Annotated in this window: 23 protein-coding genes and 1 pseudogene; 2 read left to right on the forward strand and 22 right to left on the reverse strand. The window is 40.0% G+C overall.

Features of this window, described 5'->3' with window-relative positions:
• From citF to LMF89_RS09725, 12 genes are all read right to left on the reverse strand, one after another.
• Entirely contained in the window at positions 1-1542 is a 1542-nt protein-coding gene (citF, locus tag LMF89_RS09670; protein ID WP_229534871.1) for a citrate lyase subunit alpha, read from the reverse strand.
• Entirely contained in the window at positions 1542-2414 is an 873-nt protein-coding gene (locus LMF89_RS09675; protein ID WP_229534872.1) for an HpcH/HpaI aldolase/citrate lyase family protein, read from the reverse strand. Before LMF89_RS09675 ends, citF begins: the two co-directional genes overlap by 1 nt.
• Entirely contained in the window at positions 2414-2707 is a 294-nt protein-coding gene (citD, locus tag LMF89_RS09680; RefSeq protein WP_229534873.1) for a citrate lyase acyl carrier protein, read from the reverse strand. The genes LMF89_RS09675 and citD overlap by 1 nt, the downstream gene beginning before the upstream one ends.
• A 122-nt stretch (positions 2708-2829) precedes the next feature.
• Complete coding sequence (locus LMF89_RS09685; RefSeq protein ID WP_007959628.1) at positions 2830-3735, reverse strand: hypothetical protein; 906 nt, start codon at positions 3733-3735, stop codon at positions 2830-2832.
• A 29-nt stretch (positions 3736-3764) separates the two neighbouring features.
• Positions 3765-5015, reverse strand: coding sequence for a methylaspartate ammonia-lyase (locus LMF89_RS09690; RefSeq protein ID WP_229534875.1), 1251 nt, complete (start codon positions 5013-5015; stop codon positions 3765-3767).
• A gap of 76 nt (positions 5016-5091) precedes the next feature.
• Positions 5092-6546 carry a methylaspartate mutase subunit E gene (locus tag LMF89_RS09695; protein WP_007959625.1) on the reverse strand — a complete coding sequence of 485 codons (1455 nt, stop codon included), beginning with the start codon at positions 6544-6546 and terminating at the stop codon, positions 5092-5094.
• A 5-nt stretch (positions 6547-6551) separates the two neighbouring features.
• Positions 6552-7934 carry a methylaspartate mutase accessory protein GlmL gene (gene glmL, locus LMF89_RS09700; protein WP_229534876.1) on the reverse strand — a complete coding sequence of 461 codons (1383 nt, stop codon included), beginning with the start codon at positions 7932-7934 and terminating at the stop codon, positions 6552-6554.
• A gap of 13 nt (positions 7935-7947) precedes the next feature.
• Positions 7948-8364: a methylaspartate mutase subunit S gene (gene glmS, locus LMF89_RS09705; RefSeq protein WP_007959623.1), complete on the reverse strand. Its 417-nt coding sequence runs from the start codon at positions 8362-8364 to the stop codon at positions 7948-7950.
• A gap of 48 nt (positions 8365-8412) precedes the next feature.
• Positions 8413-9369 carry a GntR family transcriptional regulator gene (locus tag LMF89_RS09710; protein WP_229534877.1) on the reverse strand — a complete coding sequence of 319 codons (957 nt, stop codon included), beginning with the start codon at positions 9367-9369 and terminating at the stop codon, positions 8413-8415.
• Between the two features lie 243 nt (positions 9370-9612).
• On the reverse strand, positions 9613-10692 hold the full coding sequence (locus LMF89_RS09715) for a type II asparaginase (protein WP_229534878.1): 1080 nt from the start codon (positions 10690-10692) through the stop codon (positions 9613-9615).
• A gap of 207 nt (positions 10693-10899) precedes the next feature.
• Positions 10900-11760 (reverse strand): response regulator, encoded by an 861-nt coding sequence (locus LMF89_RS09720; RefSeq protein ID WP_229534879.1) that lies wholly within the window; start codon positions 11758-11760, stop codon positions 10900-10902.
• Positions 11761-11821: 61 nt separating this feature from the next.
• Positions 11822-13162, reverse strand: a complete 1341-nt coding sequence (locus LMF89_RS09725) for an ATP-binding protein (RefSeq protein WP_229534880.1) — start codon at positions 13160-13162, stop codon at positions 11822-11824.
• Positions 13163-13490: 328 nt separating this feature from the next.
• Here LMF89_RS09725 and LMF89_RS09730 point away from each other — a divergent pair, with 328 nt between their 5' ends.
• Positions 13491-14741 (forward strand): dicarboxylate/amino acid:cation symporter, encoded by a 1251-nt coding sequence (locus LMF89_RS09730; protein WP_229534881.1) that lies wholly within the window; start codon positions 13491-13493, stop codon positions 14739-14741.
• A 94-nt stretch (positions 14742-14835) separates the two neighbouring features.
• Here the strand turns inward: LMF89_RS09730 and LMF89_RS09735 are convergent, their stop codons facing one another.
• From LMF89_RS09735 to murI, 10 genes are all read right to left on the reverse strand, one after another.
• Positions 14836-15312, reverse strand: coding sequence for a metallophosphoesterase (locus LMF89_RS09735; RefSeq protein WP_229534882.1), 477 nt, complete (start codon positions 15310-15312; stop codon positions 14836-14838).
• Positions 15309-15905, reverse strand: coding sequence for an XTP/dITP diphosphatase (locus tag LMF89_RS09740; protein ID WP_229534883.1), 597 nt, complete (start codon positions 15903-15905; stop codon positions 15309-15311). The genes LMF89_RS09735 and LMF89_RS09740 overlap by 4 nt, the downstream gene beginning before the upstream one ends.
• Positions 15902-16645: a ribonuclease PH gene (rph, locus tag LMF89_RS09745; RefSeq protein ID WP_007959608.1), complete on the reverse strand. Its 744-nt coding sequence runs from the start codon at positions 16643-16645 to the stop codon at positions 15902-15904. Before rph ends, LMF89_RS09740 begins: the two co-directional genes overlap by 4 nt.
• Positions 16646-16733: 88 nt before the next feature.
• A complete protein-coding gene (locus tag LMF89_RS09750; RefSeq protein WP_229534884.1) occupies positions 16734-18053 on the reverse strand; it encodes a histone deacetylase family protein in 1320 nt (439 codons plus the stop codon).
• Positions 18047-19744: a hydantoinase/oxoprolinase family protein gene (locus LMF89_RS09755; RefSeq protein ID WP_229534885.1), complete on the reverse strand. Its 1698-nt coding sequence runs from the start codon at positions 19742-19744 to the stop codon at positions 18047-18049. Before LMF89_RS09755 ends, LMF89_RS09750 begins: the two co-directional genes overlap by 7 nt.
• Positions 19713-20477, reverse strand: coding sequence for an acyl-CoA dehydratase activase (locus tag LMF89_RS09760; RefSeq protein ID WP_229534886.1), 765 nt, complete (start codon positions 20475-20477; stop codon positions 19713-19715). Before LMF89_RS09760 ends, LMF89_RS09755 begins: the two co-directional genes overlap by 32 nt.
• A gap of 10 nt (positions 20478-20487) precedes the next feature.
• The gene (locus LMF89_RS09765; protein WP_229534887.1) at positions 20488-21465 is read right to left on the reverse strand and encodes a 2-hydroxyacyl-CoA dehydratase family protein; all 978 of its coding nucleotides are present in this window, start codon (positions 21463-21465) and stop codon (positions 20488-20490) included.
• Positions 21466-21575: 110 nt separating this feature from the next.
• Positions 21576-22253, reverse strand: coding sequence for a coenzyme F420-0:L-glutamate ligase (locus tag LMF89_RS09770; RefSeq protein ID WP_007959593.1), 678 nt, complete (start codon positions 22251-22253; stop codon positions 21576-21578).
• A gap of 2 nt (positions 22254-22255) precedes the next feature.
• Positions 22256-22813 carry a hypothetical protein gene (locus LMF89_RS09775; protein ID WP_007959592.1) on the reverse strand — a complete coding sequence of 186 codons (558 nt, stop codon included), beginning with the start codon at positions 22811-22813 and terminating at the stop codon, positions 22256-22258.
• Positions 22814-22908: 95 nt separating this feature from the next.
• Complete coding sequence (gene murI, locus LMF89_RS09780; RefSeq protein WP_229534888.1) at positions 22909-23721, reverse strand: glutamate racemase; 813 nt, start codon at positions 23719-23721, stop codon at positions 22909-22911.
• 570 nt (positions 23722-24291) lie between these two features.
• Here murI and LMF89_RS09785 point away from each other — a divergent pair.
• Positions 24292-25011, forward strand: a pseudogene (locus tag LMF89_RS09785) (hypothetical protein); the annotation flags it as partial.

Genomic DNA, 25011 nt, shown 5'->3' on the forward strand with positions numbered 1-25011 from the left:
CTAGCCCTCCACTTGGCGCACAACATCGATAATCGTACCATCACGATATTCTACTACTGCAACTATCTTTTCGCCTGTCTTTACTGCTTTAGGGGCTCCGGCTATTTTCTCTGCCAATTGTTTTAATTCTTGTATATCTTTAACCGGCAATCCTGCTGCCAGGAATTTTTCTTTTAAATCGGCTCTAAGAGGATTTACTGCCACACCTCTTTCTGTAACAAGAACATCAATCGTTTCACCTGGAGTCGTGGCCGTAAGTACTTTATCCACAATAATGGGCAAACGTCCACGTAATAAATTGGCTACAATGATCGTAACTTTCGCACCTGCCGCTGCATCCGCATGACCGCCTGAACCACCCATAATAACACCATCAGAACCCGTAACTACATTCACATTAAAGTCAGTGTCCATTTCTGTAGCCCCTAGAATGACCACATCTAGCTGATTAACGGCGCATCCGGCATTAAATGGACTTGCATAAAAATCAGCACCAATTTCTAAGTGATTTGGATTGGTAGATAAAGAACGAATCGCTTCTAAGTCAAACCCCTGGACATCCATCAATCTCTTAAACAAACCGCTTTCCAGCATATCCACCATATATCCAGTAATGCCGCCTAATGCAAAACTCCCCACAACCTTGTCTTTCTCCATCATTTTTCGGACAAAAGCAGCCGTTGCTAAGGAAGCACCACCTGCTCCTGTTTGAAATGCAAAACCATTTTTTATAAGTCCAGTAGCTTGAATTACTTTTGCTGCCGTTTCAGCAATTTTAAGTCCCACTGGATCTTTGGTAATACGAGTTGTACCTGAAACAATGCCTTTAGGGTCCCCTACACATTCTACCTTTACTACATAATCTACCCTCGTCTGAGGTATGGATATAGGCGATAGAGGGTATTCACCTATATAATCCGTCACAGCTACTACATAATCTGCATACTGAGCATCAGGAAAAGCATAACCGAGTGAACCGCATGCAGCCGGACCTTCTACACCATTTAAATTACCGTATTCATCAGCTGCTGGCGCTGCGATAAACGCCACATCAATTTTAAGCTGACCACATTCAATCGCTCGTCCACGTCCTCCATGAGTGCGCAGTACGACAGGTTTATCAAATAAACCTGTCGATACAGCCTGAGCGACTGGACCGGACATATAATTCGTATCAAGACCCGTTACCACACCATTTTTTACATGTTCAATAATCGGTGCGTGTATAGGAAAGACAGAACTTAAAGCAACGGTTAGATTTTTCAATCCTAACTGCGCCGCAGTTGCCAAGACCATATTTACAACGCCATCACCATTTCGGAAGTGGTGATGAAAAGACAAGGTCATTCCATCAGTTACAGGTATTTTTTTAAACACTTCGACTAAACTATCGACTAATTTTCGGTCGGTAGGTTTTATGGTTTTGACTTTAGGTGCCTGACGTGTCATTTTTGGTGAGGTAGCAAAAGCACCAGCAAAGGGCTTTATTGCTGCTATGCCAGAAATTGTTTCAGGTATTTCACGTCCAATTGCATTTTTCATTATTTTTTCCCCCCCATCAAACCTAACAATTCTGCCAAATGTAAGATGCGTTCTGCACGATTTACAATTGGCAAATCCACCATCTTACCATTTAATGACGCCACACCTGATCCTTCGGCCTCTGCCTTACGAATGGCATGGATGACTTGCTGCGCCCAATCAATATCATTTAGACTAGGGTTAAATACAGTATGAATTACATCAATCTGCCTAGGATTGATGGACAATTTCCCCTTGAAGCCCAACCTTTTAGCCAGCTGTGTATCGGCAAGCAGCCCTTCTTCATCATTGGCATCGGTATAGGGAGTATCAATGGATTGAACATTTGCAGCCGCAGCTGCATTGATAACAATGGTACGTGCTGTAAAGATCTCAGTACCTTCTTTGGTACGCATAGCACCCAGACCTGCTGTATAATCTTCAGCACCTAAAGCAAGAGCAACTACCCTCGGGTCCGCTTTTGCAATATGATACGCTTCGACAATCCCGCAAGGTGTTTCTAATAGAGCAATAATCTTTACAGGCGCTTGATCTGGTTTTTCCGCCGCGGCAATCATAGCAGCCACTTGATGAATATCGGCTGCACTTTCTACTTTCGGCACCAAAATTGCATCCGGACAACAAGGAACAATGGCTTTAATATCGACAGCAGCAAAAGTATCTAAAGGATTAATCCGAACCACAGTTTCACTAGCTCCATAATCCACAGTGCGCAGAGCCTGGGCAACCAAAAACCGGGCTGCATCTTTTTCCATGGGAGCCACAGCATCTTCTAAATCCAAAATAACCGAATCTGCACCAAATACACCGCCATTTTGCAGCATTCCCGGATTATTTCCTGGAATAAATAACATACTTCTTCTTAAATCCATTATACGATTTCCTCCTTTAGCACAGCACCTGCACGGCTTAATGCAGCCAAAGTCCGAGCATAGATGGTACAATCCAGCGCTCCCCGGTCTACCGCCTTAATATAGATATCCGTAACCCCCTGATCCTTCGCCGTTTTCTCTAAGATGATCTTAATATCTTCACCATACTGAGCCAAGACAATACTTTCTAATTCAATAACAATACCGCTTCCTTGGGTACCAGGAGCTACAGTAATCATAACATCGCTTGATTCTAAGGTTCCTGCTTGAGCAGTTTTTGCAATACTTGCCATTTTTCTAACCTCCTAATGAAAAATTCTTTATATGTATCTTTGTGCAATTATGATTTTGATGCTCTTATGGGTACTGCCTTCTCTTAAGAAGACAGTACCCATTTACAGCTAATTATACACTTTTACAATGATGCATGAAAGACCATGCTGGAAAAGCCATCAAGATTCTCTTCCAATGGTCCTACCAAGCCAATAATAAGGTAGGTTTTCGTTTTAGGGTCATATTTATACTCATGGAGCAGACGAAAACCTTCAATATCTTCCGTATTATGCACATGGGTCCGCGGTCCCGTACACGCCCATGAAACATCACCAATTTCAATATGCCCCTCGTCAGAGTAGCAAACCTTCAAGCCCTCATCAATGATTTCTTTAACCTTTTTTTCAACTTCCTTAAGATCGGCATCAATCTCCACAGGATATTCCAGGACAAAACCATGATGTACATCTCTGTGACCAAAAGGCAAGATAGCACCATAATCTTTCAACAAAATACTTTCTGTCAAATCTTCAGCAGTATGAGCCATTTTACGATACTTTAAAGTCTTTACAACCACATCAGCAATTTCCTGGGGAAAAGGACCAAAAACATTAGGACGAACAGCAATAACCTCGCCGCCTACACCTAAGAGCACGTCAGCATTTGCCCCCAGAGCAGGATATAACAGATCAAAATGTTCTACTATGACCCGCTTATCATGAGATAATGCTTTTTTAATAGCATCTGCTAATACATGAAGTTGAGTAAATGCCAACTCAAAACGAATATCAATATGATAGGTATGACTGGAAAAGAAATCTTTTTCAATATTTTTGAGCAAAGGCAAGGGGCGTACATTTACACCATCATCATCATTTGTTAATTCTAATCCAGGAAACATACCTTTAATTAAGGAAGATTTACCTGCACCAGGACCACCAACAATGCCAATTAGACGATCCAATGGCGACAAATAACGTTCACTAATCTGCTGCCCCAAAACAAACATACGATTACGTCCTCTGGGTGCAAAATAACTAGCATACATTAATTGCTCATGCATTAACATTCTCATATTTATGCCTTACGAGCCTGGCGAACAGCTAAGATACGTTGCATTTCATTATATACAATCATGATGCCTTCATCCACGCCCATGCCTGGTTTTGCTAACATCTGTACTGGTTTAGTTGCCATCGCAAGATGTACACAAACCTGTGCGGAACGATCTGTTTCGTTGCAAGTACCGCCTTGGTATGCACCTACGCCTTTTTCTTTACAATATAAAACAGCTTCGATGGTATTGTTAATTCCGCCTAAATCCGGTGTTTTGATTTGCAGCATATCACCAGCATTATTGTCAGCAAAATATTTAATATCTTCAAGCGTATTGCACCATTCATCAGCAACCACTTCTACATTAATCTTTTCTTCGTGCAAACGAGCCGTAATTTCTTTTAACGCTAACATTTGTTTTTCGCGATCTTCTACATCCATCGGACCTTCAATGCGAAGTTTTAAAGGAGCAGCTGCTTTTTCTAATTCACGGAAATAAGAGACCATTCTTTCGGTATCCAGATCGAATGCAGCACCAATTGTGCCATAAACATCAATGTGCAGTACAGGATTATAAGAATCGCTGGTACGCAAGCTTAGTATACGATTCTTTAACCAAGTAACATATTCAAGCAACAATTCACCATTCTTGCCTAATTTTTCTTCTACATTGTTAATCAAGGCATGAGGCAATACCTGAGCCCCTTTGATGATCATTTTATCAGCATTATCATAGCGATTATCCCCAGACTGGGTAAAAATATCAATCGCTATTTCACTAACAGTTGTGTTATATTCTTCTGCAACTACTTCACACATCAATTTATGTTTTGCTTTGGATACAGCATCTAAAATTGCTTGGGTTACGCCATAACGCAGTGCAGTATGGATTAGTTTACCTGTTTTTGCATCAACCATGCTGTCAATTTCTCCTGCCAATTGTCTAAAAGAAGTTAATTCACGACCCACGAGACGTGGTTTAATTTCTTGTTCAATCACAGGAATAAAATCTTCGGCTAAAAACAATGGGTCACGTCCGCCTGCTCCGCTGTATTGTACAGCAGCGCAATCGCCGTAAGCCACTTGTCCATCTTCTAATACGATCATTACCGATACAGCTTCCCCAGTTTGACGAATGGAATGAAATCCAGGAGTAACCGTTTCTCCTACATAACTAAAACCATCATGTTGAGCTCCTGCTTTAATAGCCCGTTGATCATCAAAATAAAAACCAGTACGACCTTTTGAACATACAACATTTACAATTTTCATGATTACACTCTCCATTCCTTTTTATGCAAGGCGGCAAAAGGCAGAATACCTTTTGCCGCCCTGCTGAATCTTAGATTTATTTATTAGGTCTGCCTACTAAGCGTCCCTTGGAAATCGCATAAATATCATCAATAACCATTTGGAAACTTGCTTTACGTCCTTCTTCTTTAGCGCGAGCATCAATTTTAGCTTTATGGAAGTCAATAATATCCTGTGTGAAAGGTAGATTTCCTACATCAAATAATCGTACAGCGCCATTATTATCACGGGCTGGCAGAATTTTATTCAAGGAATATTGGCTAGGAGCAAAAGGTACGTCTAGAACGCCGGCTTCAAAGGCACGAACACTACCAGATGCAAAATCTCCATTGCCAAGTTCAAAAACTTTATCCAAAATACAACGTGTTTCTGCTTTTATCATTTCCACTTCGATATCTACTTCTGCAGTCATCGGGAATGGTTGGTCTGCCAGCATATTGATTAATTGCTTCGTTGCACGAAGTCCCATCGCATTGGCTTCTTTTGTAGGAATCCCTAACGCTTCATGAGGAGTCTTAACAATAACTTTCGTAGCCTTTGCCAAGGCAGCAGCTGCTGCGCCCCAAGAAATTACAGCAAATGCCTTTGCTTCATCTTGCGGGAATCCGCCCATCCATTGATGGAATACAGTAGTTAATACGCAGTCACTATATCCATGTTTCACCAGATATTCTTCTGCCAGCTGCTCTAAGGCTTTAATCGCTGCAACGTCTTGGAATAGATTACCACATTGACCATAACCTAGTGTTATATTTTTAACACCCTGCTCCGCTGCCAAAATACCTTCAATGATGGCTACTGCATGAGAAATGCAAGGTGGTACTAGCGTACCTGTTAAAGGTCCAAAAGGCTCTCTGTTAATTTCAATGCCATGCTCAGCATAAATACCTACCAAGCGGTCATTATACTGCCAATCATAAATTGTTTTTTCTAACGAAACACTTTTGGCATAAGGAATGTTATAGGAGATACCGCCCCCCTCATAGGATGTGAATCCACCTGCTAACGTTATTTCTGTTAATAAGCGAGCATCCGGTGTACCATGGCGTACTTGCAATGGACCATCTACACTTTCTACCAGTTTACGTACACCATGAACTCCATGATTTACTGCTGGAAAACCATTTAGTAAGGAGCGACCGGCTTTCATACTTTCTTCAATTGCATTTGCACAATTTTCATATTGATTTTGACGAGTATAACTATCAATCGTAGTTGGCAGAAGATCCGCTTCTCCCTCTGTACGCAAAAAGTTCAAAAGATTAATGTGTTCATCCAATAATGCAACCCCTGCTCTGGGCTGAGTTAATGTTTCACCATTCTTCTTCGCTTTTACTAAACGCTTTGCAAAATGTTTTCTAGCTGGGATTGTCTCGTGATACTTAACAGCTTCCTCAAAATTTACATCAGCACCCGTTGGCCAATGTTTCAATATTTCTTCGCGTACACCATAGAAGTGATCATGTGTCCACTTTTTATTTTTCAATTCCATTACTGCTACCCCCGCACAATATATTTTTTCATCATTCTTACTGCTACATCCGGATATACTTCACCCAATAGACCCATGGATGCCATAATGTACTCTTCATCAATCAAGTACTTCGAACACTCAGGCTTTAACATTTCAGGTGTACTTTCACTGTATGCTGCACCCTTTAAAATTTCTTTAGGCTGTTCATGATGGACAATTACGCCACCAGTACCTACCACCGTCTTAACATCACTCAGATCCTTGCCTTTTTGTACAAAAGCAGAACCGAAACATGTGAATATCGTTTCAAGCTGTCCGACATGGCGTTCCACCGCTAAGGAAGTACAAGCTTTCCCCATGGCGATTTCCACTTTTTTTTCAATCTCATTTTGTGGTAAATATTCAATATTTGCTTCGACCTTTTCCACATATGCCTCCACATCCTCTGCAGAAACATTGGCATAATCTGCAATCCTCTTGGCACCAGCTGCTTTAAATAGAGCTGTCGCACTATACCGCATCCCCAGATCGCCTTCGACTGTACGTTTCGCAAAGGGTTCTGGCAGTCCTCGCAAGGCTACATTGGTTTTAGTAGGATCACCTTTGGCAATGGAATATACATCAGTGGTTGCACCACCAATATCCACTACCATTAAGTCACCTAAACCAGGCTCATATTCTGTACCTTTGCTTAGAAGTTCAGCAGCCTTCAATACCGCAGCCGGCGTAGGCATAACTACATCATCAACAAACTGATTTGCTTTATTGAGACCCTTAGCTTCCACAATCCTTCTTAAGAATACACTGCGAATGGTTTCACGTGCAGGCTCAATATTTAGTTCATTTAACTTCGGCATTACATTTTCAGTATGTACTACCTCTGTCATCGCTTCTAATAATGTTCTGACTACTTGAGGTGCTACCGATTTATTACCTGCTACAATGACAGGAATATCTTTACCAAGAGTGGTAAGCATTCTAGCATTATGCAGAATCACTTCTTTATTACCGCCATTGGTACCACCTGCCAACAGAATAATTTCCGGTTGCAACTGGGCTATTTCTTGTATTTCATATTCATTTAATTCATTACCATAAACACCCATAATCTTGGCACCAGCCCCTAGAGCTGCACGTTTGGCAGCTTCTGCTGTAAGTTCAGGCACCAATCCAACGGCTACCATTTTCAATCCACCGGCTGCACTAGAGCAACCTAATACTTTTGAAAATTTTAGTTTACCCGTCTTGAGAAACAAGGCATCGATCGCCTGATTTAGTCCATTCATAATATCAGTTTCTACAGTAGTTATACCACGAGCAGTGCCTAATACTATTTCATTGTCAATATCCACTGCAGTAATTTTGGTATAAGTACTCCCAAAATCAATCAGTAAAATATGATTCATAATCAAGACTCCCTTATAAACCTAAATCATTCTTTAAATCAATGACCACTTGATCAGGAAGTATACCTGGCTCATAGACTCTGTCATAACCCATTTCAATAAATTTTTTGTGTACTTCCGTAAAATCAGTTTTACCAACTACCAAATTTCCGCCAACATACAATAAAATATCACCTAAACCGGATTCACGGCAGCGTTCTCTCAATCCCCGACAATCAATTTCCCCGTGTCCATATAAGGAAGCGACGAGAATGGCTTTTGCATCCGTTTCAATAGCTGCATTTACAAATTCTTCTTGAGGAACCAACACCCCTAAATTAACTACTTCAAATCCTGCGGAAGTAAAGGCATAGTTTAAAATTTTGTTACCTACTGCATGACAGTCAGCTCCAATGACCCCCAAAATCACTTTTACTTTATTGTTTTCCATCCTAACTACTCCTTTGCTATTAAAATCTATATCTAGTATTTCTACTATCTAAAGTGCTTGACTAACTAACTTCATCAGAACCTGGTTCAATGAACCGCGATCAATTTCATAATAGAACGTAATCACTTCTTGACTTTCATTCACCATTTGGCGCACAAGTATTTCGCGTTCTTCACTGACAATTATCACTTTATAATTAGCAATAATCCTATTAACTTCTGAGAAATCACTTGATTGTACTACTGTAAAATCCAAATGATTAATTGATGTTTTCTCCAGTAAATTTTGCAGATTGGATACAAATGCATCACTCTTTGCCACAATTGCCACTTGAGTGTTTGCTGGTAAGCGGGCCAATTTGATAACTGCATCAAGATTTGGAACCGTAGCTACACCAATTACTTTACTTGCTTTTCCCAGTAAGCCAACAACTGCTGCTTGATGCCCCAGCGTCGTAACAACTAAGTCACAAGCCTGCAATAATTCAATGGGAGTTCGTCCTTCAATTAATTCTGCTAAGATTACCGTTTCAAATCGTACGTTGGCAATTTGACCAATTTGGTTAATAAAGCGTTGGATGTATTCAGAAGCACAATCGACAACAGCCACTCGCAATTCTTTAACAGCTTGGTTCTTTTCAATGGCCCGGATACTGGCAATTGCCGCAAATTGATCTACTGTGAAACCTAACTCTACTACTTTTGTCATGGCATCATCAATAATTTTAACCAATCGCTCCCGTCTTCCACCGACGACTTTCGCTTCCTCATCATCCGAAACCGTTTTTACAAACGTTCCACGCCCTTGCTGTGCTTCAAGTACACCCTCCAGCAAAAGTTCTTTGTAAGCAGCGCTGACAGTATTGCGGCTCACGCCTAATTCGAGAGACAATTCTCTTTCTGTAGGTATTTTAGCACCCGATACATACTCTCCAGATTTTATTTTGTCCAAAATGTATGTTTTAATTTGCAAATAGATCGGAATACCTACTCGCTGTAAAATCATGATTGCACCTCGCAATTGGCTTAATCCATTAATCCAATTTATTAACCATGATTAATTATGTCATATTTTTCGAGAAAATGCAACCCTCTCATAGCATCATACAGAAAGTATTATAAATATTCAAAAAACTACTGCTGCTATTTTTTTTAAATGCATGGACTCTGGCACTATCGTGTTTGCAGGCACATAGCGTCATTCGTCCTTGCGGTTCATTGCATATACCAAATTCAATTCAGTATGACTTTAATATTTCCAGAACATTTGTTGAATTTCATTTACATCAGTAGTTTTGGTCAGAGCCAGCATTAATAAAATGCGTGCTTTTTGTGGATTCAGGTTATCACTGGCAATAAAGCCAAACTTGTCATCATTTGCTTCCCCATTACGAGCGATAATCCCACTGCCAACTCTGGCACTCCTTACAATAACTACACCATTTTTAAGAGCATTCTCAACTGCAGGATATTCCGCTTTTCCAATACTGCCGTTACCAGTTCCTGCATGAACAATCCCTTTTGCACCAGCATTTACAGCAGCATCAATCATGGTTCCAGCATTGCCGGCATAATGATACACAATATCAACACGAGGCAATGACGTCAGGTTAGTGACATCAAATTCCGTCGCTACCGTATTTTTGCGTAAGGATTGACGATAGAATACAGGTTTATCACCAGTAAATACACCTAGCGCACCGACGATTGGTGCCTGAAAAGTATCAACACGGTCAGTGATCGTTTTTGTTACTTCACGACCCGAATGAATCGTGTCATTCAGCATTACCATGACACCGTTACCAGCAGCTTCTTTCGTACCAGCAAGAATAACAGCACGATACAAATTGAGAGGACCGTCAGCACTCATTGCAGTACCAGGACGCATCGATCCAACAAGTACAACCGGTTTTTCACTTTTTACTACTAGATCAAGAAAATATGCGGTTTCTTCTAATGTATCTGTCCCATGAGTAATAACGATGCCATCTACATTATCTTGAGCAAGAAGTTGATTGACACGTTTAGCCAGCGTTAACCAATTTTCCATGGTTATACTTTCACTGGCAATTTGAAATACTTGTTCTCCGCGTACATTTGCGACTTTAGTCAATTCGGGGACATTAGAAATAAGTTTGTCTACGGCAGTAACAGCAGCTGTATACCCCACGGTTGTAGTACTGCTAACACCTGCACCAGCAATGGTTCCTCCTGTTGCAAGAATTACAACATTAGGTTTTTCTGGAGCTTCTGCCGCAAAAGCGACTACCTGTAAACAGACCACTAAGAGACAAAGGGTTACAAAAATACTGAGAATACGTTTCTTCATAATACCACCCCTTATAAAATTTAATTGTCATAGGACAATCAAGATGATACTTCGTATAGCTTTATCCAAAATCCTTCTAAAAATCACAACATACTCAAAACATTAAGAATATTCAATAAACTACTAATTTTAGTATAAGCCCTCTGATAAATAACGTGGGGTACTACAACCTTATATGTTGTAGTACCCCACTTGCCATCTTAACCATCAGACTTCTGCAATAAATAATAACCCTTCAATGAATTTTTTGACATTGATCTTTCCTCGGTATTGGCTTTTTCCCAGAATAAAATTCATCTCCTGGCGTACTTCTTTAAAATCAAACAATGAAGAACTATGGGACTGAAAGATTTCATTGTAATAATCATCAATCCCTAAATTGGCAAGATTGTGCAAGCTTTTCGTTGTAGCACGACGTACTCGCTGCTCAATTGCCTTGGCATCCTGCTCCATTCCTTCTGACATTTGCTGATAGATATCACACAACTGATAAGACTTACTTTCTGTACTTTTCTTCAGGATTAGCTGTACCATTCGATAAATGTCTTTTACACCTGCCTCACCAATGATTCCCAGATCAGAAAAAACTTTGTAAATGCGAGTCTTTTGCATATTTTTCGCCCCTTCCTCAACTGCAGGACGAATATGAGGATATTGGGAAATGGTTTGATGCATCAAAGACATAATCTGTTTTAACTTACGATGTTCCTGCACTTTATTAATCACAGATACCGTTTCTAAGACATTAATGGGTTTATGAATAAAAAACTCAATCCCAGCTTCATAAGCTTTCGTAATTAATTGTTCGCTCGTGGCTTGGGAAACCATGATAAACGAAGTATTGGTCGCTGCTGCAGACACCTTTTCAATGAGTTCCGCTCCATCTTGACCTGGCAGCAATAAATCAACCAATGCAATGTCCGGCTGATATTCTCGAATGATCCTCTCGCCCTTTAAGCCGTCATTGCATTGCTCAACAACAGTACCTAATTGATTTTGCTCAATAATTTTTTGTAGAATTCTACAAATCACAAGATCATCATCAACAATCACAAAACGTAACGACATATTAGCACCACTCTCTTATAAAAATACTTTATTATGAATCGTTTACTCCAAATATATAACGTTAAGAGTAAGGTACAGAAAAATCAGCACCCTTGTTAGAAATCAGTACGCCTAAGCGAGGTAACGCGATTAAAAACCGAGTACATACATCAGGCTGCGATTCCACACGAATGGTTCCACCTAATAGCTCAATGTAATTTTTCACATGGGCCAAGCCTAGTCCTGTTGAAATTTTGCCAGTACGCGGCGAAAATTTTGTAGAATAACCAGGATTAAAAATCAACTCAAATTCTTGTTCATCAATACCAACCCCATTGTCTTCCACACAAAAATATATAGTGTCATTGGAACTGGTCTCAATTACCTTAATAATTCCATCATCACCACAGGCCTCAATTGAGTTCATAATGAGATTATCTAATATGGAAACTAAGGTATAATGCTTGTCTGTAAGAAAATCATCCGCTAACTCATAGGTGATATCAATTTTTTTATCGATTACATTCAAATACCGTATTGTATTTTGTTCAATGATAAACAATATTTCTGATAGTTTTATCTTCTGAGCCCTGCTTGAGGGTCTAAGAATATTTTCAATTCCAGTAATGACTCGATAGTAATCTTTCTTTATCTCGTGAATTTCCCTTGCAACTGCAAGAGCATTCTCTGCAGGCAAATTTTCTTGTTCACTATCGAATTGTATCTTAGAGTTTAATTGCTTATAAAGCCAATAGGCCTTCTCCATAACATTTTCGATATCCTGAGACGATTTTTCCAGATAAAATAGCTCGCTTTTCAATTTAGCAACCATAAGAGTTTGCTCGATATAGCGCTTTGCCTGATCATTGGCTAGAATAAAAGATTGATATTGCTTTAATGCATAATACCCAACAAAGGCTAAACTAGCTCGCACAATAGCCACGACTACAATGCTTGGAAAAACCACTGCAAATTTTGCACCGATCAATTCGGAACGACAAAAAAGTTCAACCATATTACTTAGGATATCAACCACGCTCAACAAGAGAATAAGAACCAATATGTGATCTTTGTACTTTCGAATGGAAAATAAGTAAAATAGTACAGCAAAAGATATGTAATATGCCAGGGAAGGTAAGTTATACATGATAGCAGTCTTATAATCATGGCCGCTTATTAGAAAATCCGTTGTCGTACGAAAAAATACAATCACTGCTCCTGTCAAGATTGTACCAGATAAAATGGGAAACTGTTCAAAATATAATAAAAAGACGATTAACAATACAATCGCTAAGGTAAAACGAAAATAGCTGCCAAAAGGATAAATATATACGATACCAGTTAAGGAAACAAGCAATATCGTATTGATAAGGGATTTATACTTATGAAATAACTCTTGTATACCCCCAAACACATCATGCATTTCTTTTAGAAAAGTAGATAACAGAAAACTCCCTCCTTTAGTGGAACATTTAGCAGAACATTATAAATACAAAATTCGACATACAATATTATAATCCTCATCTCCCCAAAAAGCTATTCTTATATAATTCTGAATTGCATAATAATTTTTCAGTTGTTTTCTGTAGTTTGGCAGATGGTTACAATCTATACTAGGAGAAGAAAGTATTTCATCATTAAAAATATTTTCTCTTTACTGTGCAGTGCAGTAAAGGTAATCAAGGCAATCCCCTTGATTACTTTATCTCTTGGTGTTTCCAAGTAATCAAAATTTATAGGAGGATTCGTTTATGGAAAAAGGAAAAAAGGGAATAGGCCTGACAACTCAAATTTTTATTGCTCTTATTCTAGGTGTTGTGTTCGGTTATATCTTCCCAGTCTATGGACAAGCATTAAAGCCTGTTGGTGATACGTTTATCCGTATGATTAAAATGATTGTGGTACCTTTAATTTTCAGTTCATTAATTATGGGTATTGCAGGTACTGGTGACTTTAAGAAACTAGGTCGTTTAGGCGCAAAAGCAATTATTTGGTTTGAAGTCGCTACAACGTTGGCTCTCTTCGTTGGGCTGGCTGTCGCAAATGTATTCCAGCCTGGTGCAGGTGTCGCAATCGCAACAGGTGCTGATGTGAGTTCCGCAGCAGCAGCAGCAAAAAAGACCATTGATATGACACAAATGATCGTTAACATTGTACCTACCAACGTGGTAGATGCCATGGGACGCGGCGATATGCTGCAAATCATTCTGTTCTCCACATTCTTCGGTGTAGCAGCTGCCGCTATGGGAGAAAAAGGCAAACCAACCGTTACATTAGCAATCAGCGTTGCTGAAATCATGTTCAAATTTACTTGGTATGTAATGAAATTAGCTCCTATTGGTGTTTTTGCTCTAATTTCTTATACAGTAGGCAAATTCGGCTTGGGTATGCTGATTCCTTTAGCAAAGCTGATCGGTTCCTTATATTTTGCTTTAGTACTTTTTATTTTCTTGTTATTAGCCTGTGCTTCACTAATTATCCGTATGAATTTCTTCCAGCTCTTAAGAGCTATAAAAGAGCCTATCTTGATTGCTTTCTCCACTGCCTCCAGCGAAGCAGCATTGCCAATTGCAATGGAAAAATTAGAGCAGTTTGGCGTTCCAAAGCATATTGTTACCTTCGTGTTGCCTACAGGTTACACATTTAATTTAGATGGTTCCACATTGTATAGTGCATTAGCTGTTATTTTTATCGCTCAAGTTTATAATATCCCCTTCCCAATCGAAACTCAATTGATTATGCTTGTGACATTGATGATGTCAACAAAAGGTATTGCAGCAGTGCCTGGTGCTTCCTTGATCGTTATTGCCGGTACCGCAGCAGCCTTTGGTTTGCCAGTAGAAGGTATTGGTATTATCCTTGGGGTTGACCGTATACTTGATATGGCTCGTACAGCTTGCAATTTAATTGGTAACTGCGTAGCTGCTGTAGTCGTAGCGCGTTGGGAAAATGAATTGCCAGATGAAGTATTACAAGTAGCTTATACCAAGAATTATGATTGAGTAAAGCATTAAACTAAACAATTTTATAGTAATGAGGGTCTGTTCTACACAAAATGTAGATCAGACCCTCTATTACTATATTCGTTTTACTTTCTTACTCAAAAGTAAGAATTTTCACTGTTATTTTCCCTTCATGATCTATGTTTAAAATACCACAAGTACCATATCCAGAGCGAGGTTCAGCAGCACTGCCCGGATTGAAAACCAGTAAATTTTCCTCCCAGCGGCTATCCGGGATATGAGTATGTCCATAAATTACAATGTCCACCTCATATTGCCTGCCCCATTCCACCAATTGACTGACACCTTGCTTTACACCATAACGATGCCCATGGGTTATCCATATTTTCTTATCAGCCACTTCTATAAATTCATCAATTTTAGCAGTTGCCTGTCCATCACAATTTCCTCTCGCTGCAAATACAGGAACATTCGCTAACTTAGCCAAATAGCTTGCATCTTGGCTATAATCTCCTGCATGCAGCCACATATCCATAGGACCTGCTGCTTTTATCCCTTGCCTGACAGCTGCCTGGTCACCATGGGTATCACTCATGACCCCTATCTTCATTTTAAATACTCTCCCAGTATCTTGGTCATAATCTTTAGCGCTTGTCCTCTATGGCTGATATCATTTTTTTCACTCTTTGAACATTCAGCCATGGTTTTCTCCATTTCAGGCATATAAAACAATGGATCGTACCCAAAGCCGCCTAAACCACGCAAATCTTGACCAATAATCCCTTCTCTTACTCCATCGGCAGTCACGATCGTCCCATCAATGTCAGCAAGAGCCAAAACACAACGAAATCTAGCCGTACGCTTTTCAGGGACAACACCTGTTAATTCGGCTAACAATTTTTGATTATTTGCAGCATCATTAGCATCCTCCCCTGCAAAACGTGCAGAATAAATGCCTGGTGCGCCTCCTAATGCATCCACTTCTAGTCCAGAATCATCTGCTAAGCAGGCCTTTCCCGTATAATGGGCATAATGCTTAGCTTTTAGCTGAGCATTTGCCATAAAGCTATCACCATCTTCCACAGCCTCAGGAATATCACCAAAATCACTTAAATCTAACACTTTGACAGGCAAGTTGGCCAAAGCTAAGGCAATCTCGGCAACTTTCCCTTTATTCGTAGTCGCTACCACTATTTCTTTCATGGTTCACGTCCGATTTTCCACGATAAAGGTCCTAGAATATCTTTTTGATAATCAATTAATTCCCCTACCATCTTTTCTGCAACAGCCAGCATTTCATTCAGCTCCTGTCGACTAAAAGGACGTTTTTCACCTGTTCCCTGCACCTCTACAAACTGGCCGCTCCCAGTCATTACAACATTCATATCCACAATCGCTGCCGAATCCTCTTCATAACACAAATCAGCAATCACCGTATCTTTTACAACACCGATACTAACCGCTGCTAAGAACTCTTTCACAGGGAAAGGTTTCTCATGGTTGGTATAAATACTATTCACTGCATCGACCAGGGCCACAAACGATCCTGTAATCGCAGCCGTCCGAGTACCGCCATCCGCTTGTATAACATCACAATCAATCCAAATTGTTTTTTCCCCTAAGGCTCTTAAGTCAACCACACTCCGCAATGCTCTGCCAATTAGCCGCTGAATTTCATGAGTCCTTCCTGTTATTTTTCCTTTAGCGGACTCACGAATATTACGCACCTGTGTAGAGCGAGGTAACAAAGAATATTCAGCAGTAATCCATCCTTCACCTGAGCCCTTCATAAAATGTGGTACTTTATCCTCAATTGTGGCAGCACATATTACCTTCGTATTGCCCACTTCTATCAGCACCGATCCTTCCGGATATTTTAAATAATTACGAGTGATTTTTAATGGACGCATTTTATCAGCCTTTCGGCCATCTGGTCGGTTCATCTATTCGACTCCTCCTACAATATATAGTACCTCAAATTATCTATAGTTTTAGCGCAGATGAGGTACTAGTTCTATTTTATACACATTGTTACAATTTTTCCAGCCGATCTTCCTGTTTATTTTGCACCATATAGTGCTGATAATTTCCTTGTTTCTTTGCTGTATGTACCATATCATAAGCTGCTTTTAGACAAGCCGGGCAAGCCTTCTGAGGAATCATACCAATATAAGCTGTTTTATAATGAAGACTACTGCGCGCCTTCGTTTCAATTATTACGTATCCAGAGCAATGAGGGCATAAGCGTACTCTTTCTTTTTGCTGTTCATTAATACCTTCATCATCATAATAGATACTGCGCTCTGTCTGCCATAATTTACCATGTTTCATAATTGCTTCACGCTGCAGCTTCTCTTTTTTCCCCCACATATCTTGGCGCTCCTTGATTACATCTTTTATATAGTGAGTGACAGAAGAAGTTTGAGAAGGGCAATCTGCAATATTAGGTTCAATGACTTTACTATAATCCATTCCTGCCATGGCTAATACAATCCCTACATTTACATAAGGTAAAGCATCTTCAATGGAATATCCACCTTCCAATACAGCAATATCCGCCTTTAATGTTTCGGCTAATCGCGCATAGCCCTGTGCTGTAATTGCCATATTCGCTAAAGGATCACTATAATGATTATCCTGCCCGGCAGAATTAATAATAATATCAGGTTTAAAGTCTCCCAAAATAGGCATAATCAGATGATCCAGTACTTCATGAAGACCACGATCTGTCGTTCCTGGCGGCAAGGGTATGTTTAAAGTAGTACCAAGAGCATTAGGACTACCCATTTCATTGGTAAAACCAGTACCCGGATATAAGGTCCGCCCATCCTGATGAAAGGAAATAAATAAGGTATTAGGGTCATGATAAAAGACATCTTGGGTACCATCGCCATGATGCACATCTGTATCAACGATGGCAACTTTACCGATACCATAGGTTTTCCGTAAATATTCTATCATAATTGCTTCCATGTTAATGGTACAAAATCCACGAGTCCCATGAACAATGCGCATAGCATGATGTCCTGGCGGACGTACTAAAGCAAAAGCCCGCTGTACTTCCTTCTTCATTACCGCATCAGCAGCTGCAATCGCTCCACCTGCTGACACCAAATGAGCATTGGTAATTAAAGATGCTATATCAGGTACCCCAACATGCACTCTTTCAATATCCTGAATTTTAGCGATTTTAGGCTTATATTCCCGTATCGCTGGCATATCCAGCAGCCCCTCTTCTACAATCTGATCACGGGTATATAACAAACGTTCCTCCCGCTCAGGATGAGTTGGGCTAATCGCCCAATCAAAAGCTGGAAAAAATACCAATCCTAACCTTTGAGCATTCAACATAACTCCTCCTTGCCATACTGCAGCACACCAGGTTTTACCTGCAAGCGGCAGGTCATAATTTTTCCCACTGTAGTAAAGCCACGAACCATATTAAATTCCTCTGATTGTATGATTTGGGTTTCATCGATAAAAATACCATTTTTCTGGGCTAACTCTGCCAAATGTTTTTCTGCTAACTCATAAGCATTTTGTAAGGAAAATTTCCCTCGAGGCAGTCTATTTTTGATCCCTAATTCCGCAACGGTGTAATATCCTTCTGCAGTATCAGCACGAAGAGTAATATCAAGAGTTGGTCTTGCTACCGCCGCGCCAAAGGCATTAGCAACCCTCCCATTCTCAGGAAGTGTATAGCTAATTCCCAGCTTTTTAGCAACCAGAGGCACAAGACCTGCCGCTCCGCCGCCTACACCAATTATGTTTTCTAAGACAAATTTTGTTTCATAAATAATTTCTTCTACATGATATAAAGGTTCAGCAGCTTGCTCTTCCAACAAATTGGCTATCGACTGGCAAATACCATTCACTGCCTTATCTACTACTTGACTCGCCATCTCTTCTGGGCTTTGCCCTTGTAAAGCAAGCAGCTTCATTGCCTTTACTGCTAAGGCGCGATCGCCAAAATCAATGAATCCCGCCGCTACCATAGCATCAGTCACAGTAGGCTTAGGACCTCCTGCCGCCATAGCAGGACCATGGCGCATCGGTCCTACCTTCAATACATGATTCTCCCAGAAAGCCAAACTGTCACCGCCGATTCCAACAGACTTAAGGCGAAATCCCTGAACCCCAGTTCCATGCCCAGCAACGGCTGCCCCTTCTTTTGCTAAAATAGGTCTTCCCTTTTGCCACAATGCAATATCTGTAGTAGTGCCCCCAATATCAAGAGAAATTCCAGAAACGGCGGCATCACCATTCATGCCCATAATACCGATGGTACTGGCAGCGGGTCCAGTAAAAATAGCCTCTACAGGATAGTTTCTGGCTACTGATAAAGGCAGTGTGCCTCCGTCTGCTTTTAACACAAAAACAGGACTATAAATCCCACGCATCTTTAATGCTTCTTCTACTGCCGTAGCAAAAGCATTAAAATGCCGCCATACAACCCCATTATAATAAGCCGAATTGGTACGCCTTAAAAAATTAAGCGAACCTGAAACTTTTCCTCCTGTACTAATATGAATAGGGCTCACTTCTCCTTGTATCCAATCCGTCACTGCTAATTCAAAACAAGGATTACGAACAGCAAATTTCCCAGAAACAACAAATACATCACAAGAAGAAAAATGACGACAAGCACTCAGCACTTCCTCTTTATTAGGCTGAGCCATTTCACGGCCACGATGGTCAATATAACCAGATAAGATGTAAGGCGCAACTGGCAGAATATCATTTATGTTCATCCCTGGTCCTGGCATAATACATAGACCAACCTGATCAATCTTACCTTCCACTATCGCATTGGTTACAATTGTTGTGGATAGTGCAATGCGTTCAAACGCCTTACTACCAGTATCCTCCACCATCTTATCTACTACCGTCAAAATACATTGCAATAGATTCTCCTTAGTAGTAGGAGTCTTAACCATAGTGACTATTTTCCCATCTGCTACTACTACACCATCTGTAAATGTCCCACCAATATCAAGCCCCAAGAACATATTATCCCCTCTTTTCCCAGGAATAAACCCCACAGCCGATTGCTCCATTGAGTTGTGGATACTTTGGTACAACAACCTCTACTCCAAGTTCAGAAGATATGGTTTGTCCAATGGCCTTTCCTAAAGCCACGCCTCCTGTAAAGACAATCACTTCACTGGCAAGAGAATGGAGCATCGGCTTGATTCTCTTGAAAATCGTATAATTAACGCCAGCTGCTAATTGTGGAAGGCTATGACCTTCCACAATGCGTCCAATAAGCTCAGATTCTCCAAAAATAGCACAAGTTGCAGACAGCTCTACAGGATTTTCCTTATAATTGCTAAGTTCTGCTAAACTAATCCCGAGAACCGTTGCCATATTTTCTAAATATCGCCCTGTACTAGCAGCGCATTTATCATTTGTCGCAAAATCCACCATTTTACCTTTGCGCACCTTAATGACTTTACTATCCTGTCCACCTAAATCTAATAAGGTAAAATTATTAAGTCCAGTCTGCCACATGGCTCCTATAACGTGTGCTTTCAGTTCTGCAATGACAGTAGCTCCTACAATATTGATGGTATTACGCCCATAGCCAGTAGCAACCACCTTATCAAATTCCCCTACCCCCACAGAGGCAAAGTCAACAACGAGTCCATTTTGCCCAGGTTGTCCATAGTTTCGATAAAACTGCACGGTTTCAAAGATTTCAGAACGGTTTACACCTTCTTGATCCATTACAACTAATTTTACACTACGGCTGCCTAAATCGATACCACAAAACATATCTTTCACCTCATCGCAGCATTTCCAGAAAACTATCCATTCGAAGCTTCGTTCTGGCATCCAACTTACCCGGCTTATCTCCTTCGATGGTTAGTATGGGTATATCTAATTTTTCCCTAAAGATCATATCCTCAATCTGCCTGAAACAGAAACTTTGGACATAATGCACAATACCATCCAAATTACGTTTTTCAATTTCTCTCTTAATATCTTCAATTCTCTGAAAGACACCATAAGGATAGGTATACAGTCTGTATTGTTCCACTAAATCCTCTACTTGATAAGGCATGGCAAACTGCCGCTGCACTTCATTGAAGACAACCCTTGCTCCCATCTTTTCAAAATGACCATATAGATCATTAAAAATAGGTGGAACACCAATATACCCTAAGCGAATATCTTCTGTAAATTCATTGGCATACTTCGTTTTTAATAAAAATTGATCAATATCCTGCTCAAATTTATTCACATTTCCATTAAAATCACTGCAGCTAACTTGAAATAAGTGGTTATCCCAACCACTTACTATATTTTCCTGCCAGGTAAGGCGATCCATTTCAGCAATTTTACTTCTTACCCCATCTAAACGTTTTTTTACAGCCATAACCTGCTCCCAATCCGTTTTTAAAGCTGTAATTAATTTATCCATCTGCAATTTCAAAAGATCATAATCCCGATCAAAAGGATACGCAAAGGGAATGGTCTCTACACCTACCAATTGCAAGGTTTCCATTAAGGCATGAGTGTTACTGCAATCGCCTTGGGTAACTGCAAGTACTGTATCTATATTTCCCCGCTCTACGACTACAGAATATAAACCTTTAATCCAGCCGCATATATTACGAGGGTAACCTGCATCTTCGGCTCCTTCTACTAATCGATTGGCTTCTTTATCAGTAATAAATACATTATTTAAATCTACTGGTACATTTCCGGCTGCTAAAATAATCTCCACAGGTACGGTTGTAGTAATACCAATATTAGCCATGTCATTCCTCCAACACATAAATTCCATACATTTTAGACCTATAATATTAGTTAATTTTACAGCAAAAATAACAAAGAGGATAGCTGTATTCTATCCTCTTTGCTAATCAATTACTCACTAGAAAGAAGATTTTCTGTCCTTCTCTCTACTGCTGCATAATTTTTAATAATAACAATCGGTGTCCGTTGGGAAGCGTTACCGAAAGGATTATCAATTAAAATATGTGCCAACTTCTTAGGATCAAGACCTGCTGAAGCACCTACTACCAATGCTCGTTTTAAATCATTTACATCTGCCACTGCTGCACCATAACAGCCTAATCGACGTTTAATTTCCTCTGCTACGCCATTTGCCTCCAAAGGTCCGTATACCAGACATTTATCAAAAGGCGGCATTGTGCCAGTAACATCATCAACTAGAGCAGCATGTGAACCTGCTAGTTCATAAAACACACCATTCTTCCCAACAATTTTGGCAAACATTCCTATGATCATAGCAAATAAAACGCGCCACTTACCTTCTGCATCCATTAATGACTGCATACCGTATACACTGGATAAACTGCCTTTTTGAGGTACAAAGCGGCATAAAATCTTCGCTAAAAAGCACACTTTAAAATCTTCGGGCCTTGCCACACGCCCCTGGGTAATCGCAACGACGCTCTCAGCTACCGATACTACATCATCCGGTCCAATATCCTCTTTGGTATACTTTTCGATCATATCTACAATATTGTCTTTATCTGTTAAAATACGCGTACCTACTGGTTTGAGTTCAAGTTCTGCCATTACTAGCCCTCCCATTTCGCAGTACCTTTTGCCTGCATAGCCCTATTGATTTCATCACAAGTCATAATCATACGCGCCTTATGAATATACCATGGGGTACGAGCTACAATCTGATATACAATATCAATCGGCATATCTACAGACAAATCATATAAATTTTGCAAGGCATCTTTAATATTACCTGTCTTCGCCGTAAATGTAACCGTAACAATAACGATTCCACCCGTTCCTTTAGGAATAATCACAGCTTCAAAATAATTATCGGTTCGGAGTGCTGTGGTAAGTTCCATTCTAGAATTTACCTCAACACCATCAAATTGTTCATAGGGCAGCAAATGACGAGGATAAGCATCCATTATCGTACCATCCTGTGAACCTTTATTGATAAATGCTACTTCACAAGAAAAAGTAGCTGTTTTTTCGGTTTGGTCAACTAATTTAAATTCCGTACGCTCATTCACTTTAAATTCAAAGTCAGCATCACCTTGTTTGGCAATAAACAACCACACAGCTACTGCCATAATTATAGCTATTATTACTATCGTCACCAAGATTTCCACACCAAGGCCCCCATCTCCAGAATTTTTTTCCTTTATTAGTATACCAAATTTTACCCCATAGGACTATGAAACTTTCCCTTATTACTCCTATATGACTATACTACTGCAAACTTCTCTAAATTTACCAATTCAAATTCTACCTTTTCTGTATCAAATAAAAAGCCTGCAATTCTTTTTGCCCGTTCCACATCTGCAGAAAAACACAATCTAACGTTTCCCTGATTCAATGAAGATAATTGTTTTTGCTGCTGTAGTAAGTATTGTGCCTCCAATCCAGTCTCTCTAGCAGGATCAATAACGACAATCTTATTGCCTATGATTTTTTCAATCACTGAATTCACAAGAGGATAATGAGTACAACCTAAAATGATTGCATCCACTCCCTGTTTTTTCATTGGCAGCAGATATTCAGCTATTGCCAATTCAATTTCAGGTCCTTCAAGCTGCTCTTGTTCAATTAATGGTACAAGTTTTGGGCAAGCCTGAGAATAAACAAGTACAGCAGCATCTTTTCTCCCAATAGCCTTGGCATGATTCTTGCTTTCAATGGTAGCTTTTGTCGCAATAACCCCTACTTTTTTGCTTTTGGTAACAGCCAGGGCCATATCTGCCCCTGTATTAACACCTACCAACGTAAAAGGATATTGTTTCTTTGCCATTTCAAGACCCAAGGCTGTCATAGTATTGCAAGCAACCACAGCCATTTTCACTTTTTGCATAGTAAAAAAGTCTAAAATTTGCTGCATAAATCCGATAATTTCTGCTGGAGGCCTAGATCCATAAGGTGTACGCGCGGTATCCCCAAAGTAGATCAAATTTTCCCCAGGCATGATTTCCATAAGCTCTTTAACAACAGTAAGACCACCAATTCCAGAATCAAAGATACCAATTGGTGCATTAGTACTCAATTGACTGCACCTCCTAACAAAATATTCTATCTAAGAATCCTCACTTATTCATATTTGCTAAGCTACGTCCACGCAAAACAAATGCCCACAAGCAGCTATCTTATGCCGTGGGTCGTAAATCAGGCTTACACATTATAAGAAGAATCTTATGGCCATTCCGTCAACGAACAAAGCCTATTATTTACAGTACTTTTCTTTTTTATTTTTGTCAAAAAAACTTTGAGAAAATAGCAATACTACCTAACGAAAATTACAACCATTCTGTAAAAAGAAAAAACAAAATTCTGCAGTAAAAATCCATTCTTCTAGATTATATATTTAATTCAAAATAACATCAATTTTTTGTTATAAGACACATTGTTATCACTATTTACATATTATATTTCATAAATACTCTCTCTAAAAAAGGGTTTCACTTTAATGTATACCCCTTGGACGCTGCTAATCCAGCACAGAGTATTACTAAAGAAGCGCATATGGTAGCTAGTTTTTTTGCTGAAGAACTTAAAACTCAGTCTTTTAGCCCCATTGAAGCTTAATTAAATTTAGTGAAAGCGAGGAGAAATCAGGTTGGATACAATAGGTCTTCAACTTAGACGGCTGTTGCCCGGTACAATCAATCCAAATGAGATTGTTCTATTTGAAACAGTTCTTAGCAGCTTTGGGCCCGTAATTTATAACCCGGCAACAGGAGTCATCATCCTAAACAAAATCGGACGATATCTTGTCAATTGGTCGGTAGCAACTGAATCATCTCCAGGTTCAAGTGGTATAACTTTTTCAATCGTAACAACACAAGGTGATGAAGTGCTAGGAAGTTCACCTCTAATAATGGGTCCGCTCGTTGGATCTGCACTTATACAAGTTGATGTTGCACCAATCGGACTAGGTTTAGTGAATCGAACACCTAATAGTGTGACATTTTCTCCTTTAGTCCCAATTAAAGCAACTTTAGTGATCGCTGAAGTGCCAGAAGATATTGGCGATACTGGCGTTACTGGCCCTACTGGTGCTACTGGTACTACTGGAGCTACTGGTGTAACTGGAGCTACTGGAGCTACTGGAGCTACTGGTGCAACTGGAGCAACTGGCGATGTTGGAGCTACTGGAGCTACTGGTGTAACTGGCGCTACTGGTGATGCTGGGGTAACTGGAACTACTGGTGCAACTGGAGCTACTGGTGATGCTGGTGCAACTGGTACTACTGGAGCTACTGGCGATGTTGGAGCTACTGGTACTACTGGAGCTACTGGCGATGTTGGAGCTACTGGTACTACTGGAGCTACTGGT

Source organism: Pelosinus baikalensis (assembly GCF_020819555.1).
GTDB lineage: Bacteria > Bacillota > Negativicutes > DSM-13327 > DSM-13327 > Pelosinus > Pelosinus baikalensis.

Coding starts and splice junctions, on each gene's coding strand:
- LMF89_RS09730 (WP_229534881.1), top strand. CDS start 13,491: ATGGAAAAAGGAAAAAAGGGAATAGGCCTGACAACTCAAATTTTTATT.
- rph (WP_007959608.1), bottom strand. CDS start 16,645: ATGAACCGACCAGATGGCCGAAAGGCTGATAAAATGCGTCCATTAAAA.
- citD (WP_229534873.1), bottom strand. CDS start 2,707: ATGGCAAGTATTGCAAAAACTGCTCAAGCAGGAACCTTAGAATCAAGC.
- LMF89_RS09725 (WP_229534880.1), bottom strand. CDS start 13,162: ATGCATGATGTGTTTGGGGGTATACAAGAGTTATTTCATAAGTATAAA.
- glmL (WP_229534876.1), bottom strand. CDS start 7,934: ATGAATCATATTTTACTGATTGATTTTGGGAGTACTTATACCAAAATT.
- LMF89_RS09720 (WP_229534879.1), bottom strand. CDS start 11,760: ATGTCGTTACGTTTTGTGATTGTTGATGATGATCTTGTGATTTGTAGA.
- glmS (WP_007959623.1), bottom strand. CDS start 8,364: ATGGAAAACAATAAAGTAAAAGTGATTTTGGGGGTCATTGGAGCTGAC.
- LMF89_RS09765 (WP_229534887.1), bottom strand. CDS start 21,465: ATGGCTAATATTGGTATTACTACAACCGTACCTGTGGAGATTATTTTA.
- LMF89_RS09675 (WP_229534872.1), bottom strand. CDS start 2,414: ATGGATTTAAGAAGAAGTATGTTATTTATTCCAGGAAATAATCCGGGA.
- LMF89_RS09695 (WP_007959625.1), bottom strand. CDS start 6,546: ATGGAATTGAAAAATAAAAAGTGGACACATGATCACTTCTATGGTGTA.
- LMF89_RS09685 (WP_007959628.1), bottom strand. CDS start 3,735: ATGTATGCTAGTTATTTTGCACCCAGAGGACGTAATCGTATGTTTGTT.
- LMF89_RS09735 (WP_229534882.1), bottom strand. CDS start 15,312: ATGAAGATAGGGGTCATGAGTGATACCCATGGTGACCAGGCAGCTGTC.
- LMF89_RS09740 (WP_229534883.1), bottom strand. CDS start 15,905: ATGAAAGAAATAGTGGTAGCGACTACGAATAAAGGGAAAGTTGCCGAG.
- citF (WP_229534871.1), bottom strand. CDS start 1,542: ATGAAAAATGCAATTGGACGTGAAATACCTGAAACAATTTCTGGCATA.
- LMF89_RS09710 (WP_229534877.1), bottom strand. CDS start 9,369: ATGATTTTACAGCGAGTAGGTATTCCGATCTATTTGCAAATTAAAACA.
- LMF89_RS09760 (WP_229534886.1), bottom strand. CDS start 20,477: ATGTTTTGTGGTATCGATTTAGGCAGCCGTAGTGTAAAATTAGTTGTA.
- LMF89_RS09690 (WP_229534875.1), bottom strand. CDS start 5,015: ATGAAAATTGTAAATGTTGTATGTTCAAAAGGTCGTACTGGTTTTTAT.
- LMF89_RS09715 (WP_229534878.1), bottom strand. CDS start 10,692: ATGAAGAAACGTATTCTCAGTATTTTTGTAACCCTTTGTCTCTTAGTG.
- LMF89_RS09750 (WP_229534884.1), bottom strand. CDS start 18,053: ATGTTGAATGCTCAAAGGTTAGGATTGGTATTTTTTCCAGCTTTTGAT.
- LMF89_RS09770 (WP_007959593.1), bottom strand. CDS start 22,253: ATGGCAGAACTTGAACTCAAACCAGTAGGTACGCGTATTTTAACAGAT.